This is a genomic window from Pontibacter aydingkolensis (assembly GCF_019443125.1).
GTDB classification, from domain to species: domain Bacteria; phylum Bacteroidota; class Bacteroidia; order Cytophagales; family Hymenobacteraceae; genus Pontibacter; species Pontibacter aydingkolensis.
Genome location: NZ_JAHYXK010000018.1, coordinates 83,768 through 89,767, shown reverse-complemented (window position 1 = coordinate 89,767; position 6,000 = coordinate 83,768). Strand labels below are relative to the sequence as shown.

Genomic DNA, 6,000 nt, shown 5'->3' with positions numbered 1-6,000 from the left:
TCACCGGCTTCTTCCCCAGGAAGATCCATGCCGTCACAGCCGAAGGATTCATCCTAAAGCTAATCCTCTTTATCTTCGCCTACACGCTAGCTCAAGTAATTGAGTAGCTCGCAACTTGAGTTATTTATCTAAATATAGGTATGGTAAAACTAGACCGCCTGCAGTTCTTTATCTACTTCCTCGTTCTTGTCCCATTGCGCTGCATTTTTAATTCCCAGTTTCTTCGCGCTGAATACCGGATCAAGGCCAGCCTTGCGCTGGGACTGGTAATCTTTGAGTGCCCGAAGTGCCGGTTTGCGCAGTAGTATAATAGCTATTACGTTCAGCCAGGCCATTATGCCTACGCCAATATCACCCAGCATCCAGGCAGACTCTGCAGTTTTAACAGAACCGTAGAAGGTAGCGGCAAGTATGAGCAAGCGCAGTGCCCAGATCATCCATCTGTTCCCTTTTTTATTCAGGTAGCTCAGGTTGGTTTCTGCGATATAGTAGTAGGCCATAATGGTGGTAAAGGCGAATAATAGCAACGATATAGCCACAAAGCCTGCACCCAGAGAAGGAAAATAGGTGTTTACGGCCATCTGTGTATACTCTGGCCCAAAGGCCACTCCCGGCAGGTTTTCCACGAGAAAGCCGCCTTCCGGGTTTACCACATTATACTGTCCCGTAAACAAAATCATGAAGGCTGTTGCTGTACAAACAAACAATGTATCCACGTAAACAGAGAATGCCTGTACGAGGCCCTGCTTGGCCGGGTGGCTTACTTCTGCAGCCGCAGCCGCATGTGGCGCAGTACCCTGGCCGGCCTCGTTGGAGTAGATGCCCCGCTTTACACCCCACGAAATGGCCATACCGAACACACCGGCAAAAGCTGGCTCAATATTGAAGGCGGAGCGGAAGATAAGGCTGACAACCGCAGGTACTTCTGTAATGTTAACGGCGATGATGATAATGGTCATAAGAATATAAGCGCCGGCCATGAACGGAACAGCTACTTCAGCCACTTTACCGATTCGTTTTACGCCACCAAAAATGATCAGCGCCAGAAAAACGCACACGGCTGCACCCGTGTAAGCTACGGGTATATTAAAAGCCGTGTAAACGCTGGAGGCAATGCTGTTGCTTTGAACACCCGGTAAAAACAAAGCCATACTTATAATAGTAGCGACAGCAAAAACAACTGCATACCACTTTACCCCTAAGCCTTTTTCGATATAGAAAGCCGGCCCGCCCCGGTACTCGCCATTCTTTACCTCTTTATAGATCTGGCCCAGGGTAGCTTCTATGAAGGCAGACGCACTGCCCAGGAAGGCGATCACCCACATCCAGAACACAGCACCTGGTCCACCCATGGCTATGGCTGTGGCCACGCCGGCTATGTTACCTGTGCCTACGCGCCCGGCAATTGCAACCGTAAATGCCTGAAAAGAACTGATACCTTTTTTGGAGGCCTGCCCCTTAAACAGCAAACGGAGCATCTCGCGGAGGTAGCGCACCTGCAGGAACTTTGTAACAACTGAAAAATAAACCCCTGCCCCGAGGCAAAGTATAATAAGCGCATCGCTCCAGATAATATTGTTAACCCAACTGATAATGTTTTCCATGTTTTGCTTTTTGGCAGGGATCCTGAAATTTAAATGAACTTTAAGATAAACTTATTTTTCGGGAATTGCAGCAATTTTGGCCCAAAGGGAAGCTTTTCGATAAAGTATAAAGCCCATTCAAATTATGGTTAATTATTGATAATCAACAAGTTTATCTGCCTTTTATGCTGAACCAGTCCGATTGTAGGCTGTAACAATAAAATTACTGCAATTGCTACTTAAAACACCTCTCAGCGATTTTGCGATGGAGCTACAGCCTATACAAGGCAGACGCTCGCGGGACCACCGGACACCGCAAGGTCTTTTGTGATGCTGATTCTGTCTGGATAATAAGTTTTGAAGGATATGCAGAGATTTTTTTAAGCGCGATTTGTAAAGTATAGCATTGTGTACTTTCGGCTGCAAAAAGACAGGGTAAAACGTAAATCTCATTTAACCTGTAATCGTACAAAATAATAGCAATAAAAGGTAACCAATCTAATTTTTGTTCGTCTATAAATACCTTCCCTGTTCTCTCGGGTATGCTGTGTTACAGTATTGATATGAGAGCTATACTTTATGCTGATCGCATTCGGGTATATTCTGCCCGGGAGTAACTCATTTCCTTTTTAAATCAACACATGAAAATTTTAAACATTAAAACAGGTAAAACTGCATTAACTATAGCGGCTTTTTCAATTTCTTTTCTTACAGGTTGTGAGAAAGAGGAATTGTTAGAGGATGGCAGCCTTTCGCATGTGCAGGAGTCTGAGGCGTCTGCGGCGCAGGGGCATGAGCATGTGGCCAACCAGGTGCTGGTTAAGTTTAAGGCAGGTACCTCTGGTGATGTCAGGGCCAGAGCCTTGTCGCGCGTAAGCGGTAGAGTGCAGGAAGTTATTCTGACCAGGACCATGGAGCGATTCGGTGATAAGGAAGGTTTGTTGCTGGTTCATACTCCTATGGCTGCACTGGAGGCTATTGGCAAACTAAGGGGAGCAGCAGAAATAGAATACGCAGAACCCAATTTCATTTACCGCCATCATGCCACTTCTAACGATCCATACTATACCAATGGCTCGCTGTGGGGTATGTACGGAGGTTCTTCCTCGCCTGCCAACCAGTACGGCAGCCATGCCAGTGCAGCCTGGGCTGGCAACCATGTTGGTTCACCTACAGTTGTAATCGGCATTATTGATGAGGGCGTGATGCACGCCCATGCAGACCTGCAGGCCAACATCTGGACAAACCCGGGTGAGATTGCAGGCAACGGAATTGACGATGACGGCAATGGCTATGTGGATGATGTATACGGCTGGGACTTTGACGGGAATAATAATTCGACCTATGATGGTACAAACGATGACCATGGCACGCACGTAGCGGGTACAATTGGTGCAAAGGGTGGTAACGGTACAGGCGTTGCAGGTGTAGTATGGAACGTGAAAATGATTACGGCCAAATTCCTGGGCCGTAACGGCGGTACTACTGCCAATGCCATCAAGTCTGTGGACTACATCACTGATTTGAAAAAGCGGCATGGCTTGAACCTGGTTGCTACGAATAACTCCTGGGGCGGCGGAGGCTTCTCACAGGGCTTGTATGAAGCCATTAATCGTGCAAATGCAGAGAATATCCTGTTTGTGGCAGCTGCTGGAAATGGTGGCCGCGATGGTGTTGGCGATGATAATGATAAAACACCTCACTACCCATCCAGTTATGCTAATGCTAACATTATTTCAGTGGCTTCCATTACCAGCTCAGGCGCTAAGTCTGGCTTCTCTAACTACGGTGCTACTTCAGTGGATATCGGTGCGCCAGGCTCCGGCATTTATTCAACGCTGCCAGGTCGGAAAGATGCCTCTAATTATGGCTCGTACAGCGGTACCTCTATGGCTACGCCGCATGTAACAGGTGCTGTTGCCCTTTATGCGGCCTCCAACACGTCTGCTAATGCTGCTACAATCAAGAACGCTATACTTAGCAGCGCGACAGCAACAAGTTCTCTTACCGGTAAATGCGTGTCTGGAGGCCGATTGAATGTAAGTAGTTATTAAGTGAGTTATCTGATTAAGACAGGATACAACAATGTAAAGTTGAGTAAGACTAAGCCTGCATTGTCATCTCAATTTTCGGTATAGATGACAGCTTCTTGGATCGGGTAAGTATAAAGTGGAAGTTTTGCAGATTGTAATAGCCTTTATATATACTTATGCATCGTGTCTACGGATGCTCGCGGGGCCCCGAACGCCGCGAGGTATTTTGAGCAGAACAGCCCTTGTTAAGTTGTACTGTTTTTAAATTATCTAAAATATTTTTTAAAATAAAAAAGGCCAAATGCTGGCTATTTGAGCATATTTTAAGCCTGAACATAAAAAAAATTGTATAAATTTTTACGATTCTGCAACCCAGCTATACTCTGTGCCGTATAAATAGGTGGCTAAAAAGTTGAAAAGATTAATTTTACTAATTAACCTTTCCAATATATAAAACGGGATCCTTGGCGGGATCCCGTTTTTTTTGTGCCCATACTTCTGCATGTTCTGCAGTAGCCATACTTAAAGTGTATACTTCAGGATTAGCGGATTTTATACTTTAGTCAACCTCCATGTACTTCTCATCACCGTTCATACGCACAATGCGGGGATGGAAGGTGCCAACCACATCTACTAGATCCTGCTGCGCTGCCATTACCTGATGTATATCTTTGTAAACCATGGGTGCCTCGTCCAGGTCTGAGCCTATTACTTCTATGCCTGCCTGTTGTATAAATTGCTGTACCTGCGGTTTGTGGAGCGTTTTCTTTGCCTGCGTTCGGGACATAACGCGCCCTGCGCCATGCGAGGCGGAGTTAATGGAAGCTGCTTCGCCTTTGCCGCGCACAATAAAGCCAGGGGTAGCCATAGAGCCGGGTATGATTCCCAGCACCCCTTTGCCCGCCGGGGTGGCCCCTTTACGGTGTACAATAAATTCTTTTCCGCTGTAGTCTTTCTCTTTCCAAGCAAAGTTGTGGTGGTTCTCAATGGTGGCGATCGGGTTTTCGCCCAGCGCTGCAGCCAGCCTTCCATGTATCTGGTGATGGCAGGCGGATGCGTAGTCGCCGGCCAGGTTCATGGCAAGCCAGTATTCCTGGCCCGCTTCTGTGTTCAGGTCCAGCCAGGCGAGGTGTTTGGCCTCCTGGGGAAGGCGGCAACTATCCATGGCCACCTTAGTATAGTAGCCGGCAATGTTTGCACCAAGTCCACGCGAGCCAGAGTGGGAGAGTACAGCCAGGTAAGACCCAAGGGGCAGGTTAAAATCATTCTGCTCGTCCTGTATTTCTACAATGCCGAACTCCACAAAATGGTTGCCACCCCCTGATGTACCCAACTGACTATAGGCTCTGTCTTTAAGTTCGTGCACAATGGGTATCTCATGGAATTCAGGGCGCTCCATAATAGGGTGGTCCATGGGCTTTTTGAAGGAGGCATAACCAAAACGCGTATTATCCAAAAGCATCTGCTTTAAGGTTACCCTGTTGCTATCGAGGTAACTGGTGGGTATGTTGTAAATGCTCATGCTCATGCTCATGCTCATGCGGCAGCCAATGTCTACACCAACGCCATAGGGTATCACGGCATTCTCCACGGCAAGTACTCCGCCAATGGGGAGGCCGTATCCCTGGTGCGCATCGGGCATAAGGGCACCACCCCTTGTAACAGGCAAGCGCATAGCAATTTCCATTTGCTTCAGGGCACCTTCCTCAATGCCTTCAGCACCGTAAATAGTATAGGGCTGCTTGTCAGGTTTTAAGTCTATCGGTGCTGTTTGCTGGTGGTTAAGTATGGCATGTGCCAGTGGGCCAAGCGTAGCATGCAATTTATATTGATCGGGTGCGGTAAGCACGTCCTGTACAAGTTCCAGCTGATGGTTTTTTCCGAGTTCGGTAAAGTAAGTATGCACAATATTCAGGGCAGTTCCGGTAGGTTTGCCAGTAGGAAAGCCGATACTGTGCAAATCCTTAGCAGTTAGTTTTTTAATTGCCTCTTTCGTCTTTTTCTTTTTCATAGCGTATTATGTCAGAATACATTGTACGAAGTATAGGCCGGTGACAGTTTAATTCATCAGAATCAGGATTTATAGGATAAGCATTAGATTTTCAGGATTGCCTGGAGGAGAGTGAGGGAGTTTTCATCCAGGCAAGAGCATCTTCGCCTTATCTTATTCCATATCTTTTAGATTAAAGACTGATTTAACGGCACATGTTGCAAGTCTAGCGGCAGCACAACTTGTATCTGTATATGAGGCCAGTTTGTAAAGCCGTGTTCCACAATCCTTCCCTCGCCAGTTTCAAACTGACTTCCATGTGCAACCACCTTTACCGCTGCGCTCAAACTGGCGGTACAAAGAATTATAATCTCCTTTTCCGGAATTTGTGGAA

The 6,000-nt window shown here is 46.9% G+C and carries 3 protein-coding genes and 1 pseudogene; 2 read left to right on the top strand and 2 right to left on the bottom strand.

The genetic code is table 11. From position 1 onward, the window contains the following. Positions 1-107, top strand: a pseudogene (locus tag K0O23_RS20585) (IS982 family transposase); the annotation flags it as partial. 42 nt (positions 108-149) lie between these two features. Here K0O23_RS20585 and K0O23_RS16940 read toward each other — a convergent pair. Next, entirely contained in the window at positions 150-1,604 is a 1,455-nt protein-coding gene (locus tag K0O23_RS16940) for an alanine/glycine:cation symporter family protein (RefSeq protein ID WP_219878633.1), read from the bottom strand. Positions 1,605-2,224: 620 nt separating this feature from the next. Here K0O23_RS16940 and K0O23_RS16935 point away from each other — a divergent pair. Continuing rightward, positions 2,225-3,637, top strand: coding sequence for a S8 family peptidase (locus K0O23_RS16935; RefSeq protein ID WP_219878632.1), 1,413 nt, complete (start codon positions 2,225-2,227; stop codon positions 3,635-3,637). Positions 3,638-4,175: 538 nt separating this feature from the next. Here K0O23_RS16935 and K0O23_RS16930 read toward each other — a convergent pair. Then, positions 4,176-5,627 (bottom strand): RtcB family protein, encoded by a 1,452-nt coding sequence (locus tag K0O23_RS16930; RefSeq protein WP_219878631.1) that lies wholly within the window; start codon positions 5,625-5,627, stop codon positions 4,176-4,178. Positions 5,628-6,000: the final 373 nt, after the last annotated feature.

Bases quoted from the DNA above. Each gene is read 5' to 3' on its own strand.
- K0O23_RS16940 (WP_219878633.1), bottom strand. From the start codon at position 1,604: ATGGAAAACATTATCAGTTGGGTTAACAATATTATCTGGAGCGATGCG.
- K0O23_RS16935 (WP_219878632.1), top strand. From the start codon at position 2,225: ATGAAAATTTTAAACATTAAAACAGGTAAAACTGCATTAACTATAGCG.
- K0O23_RS16930 (WP_219878631.1), bottom strand. From the start codon at position 5,627: ATGAAAAAGAAAAAGACGAAAGAGGCAATTAAAAAACTAACTGCTAAG.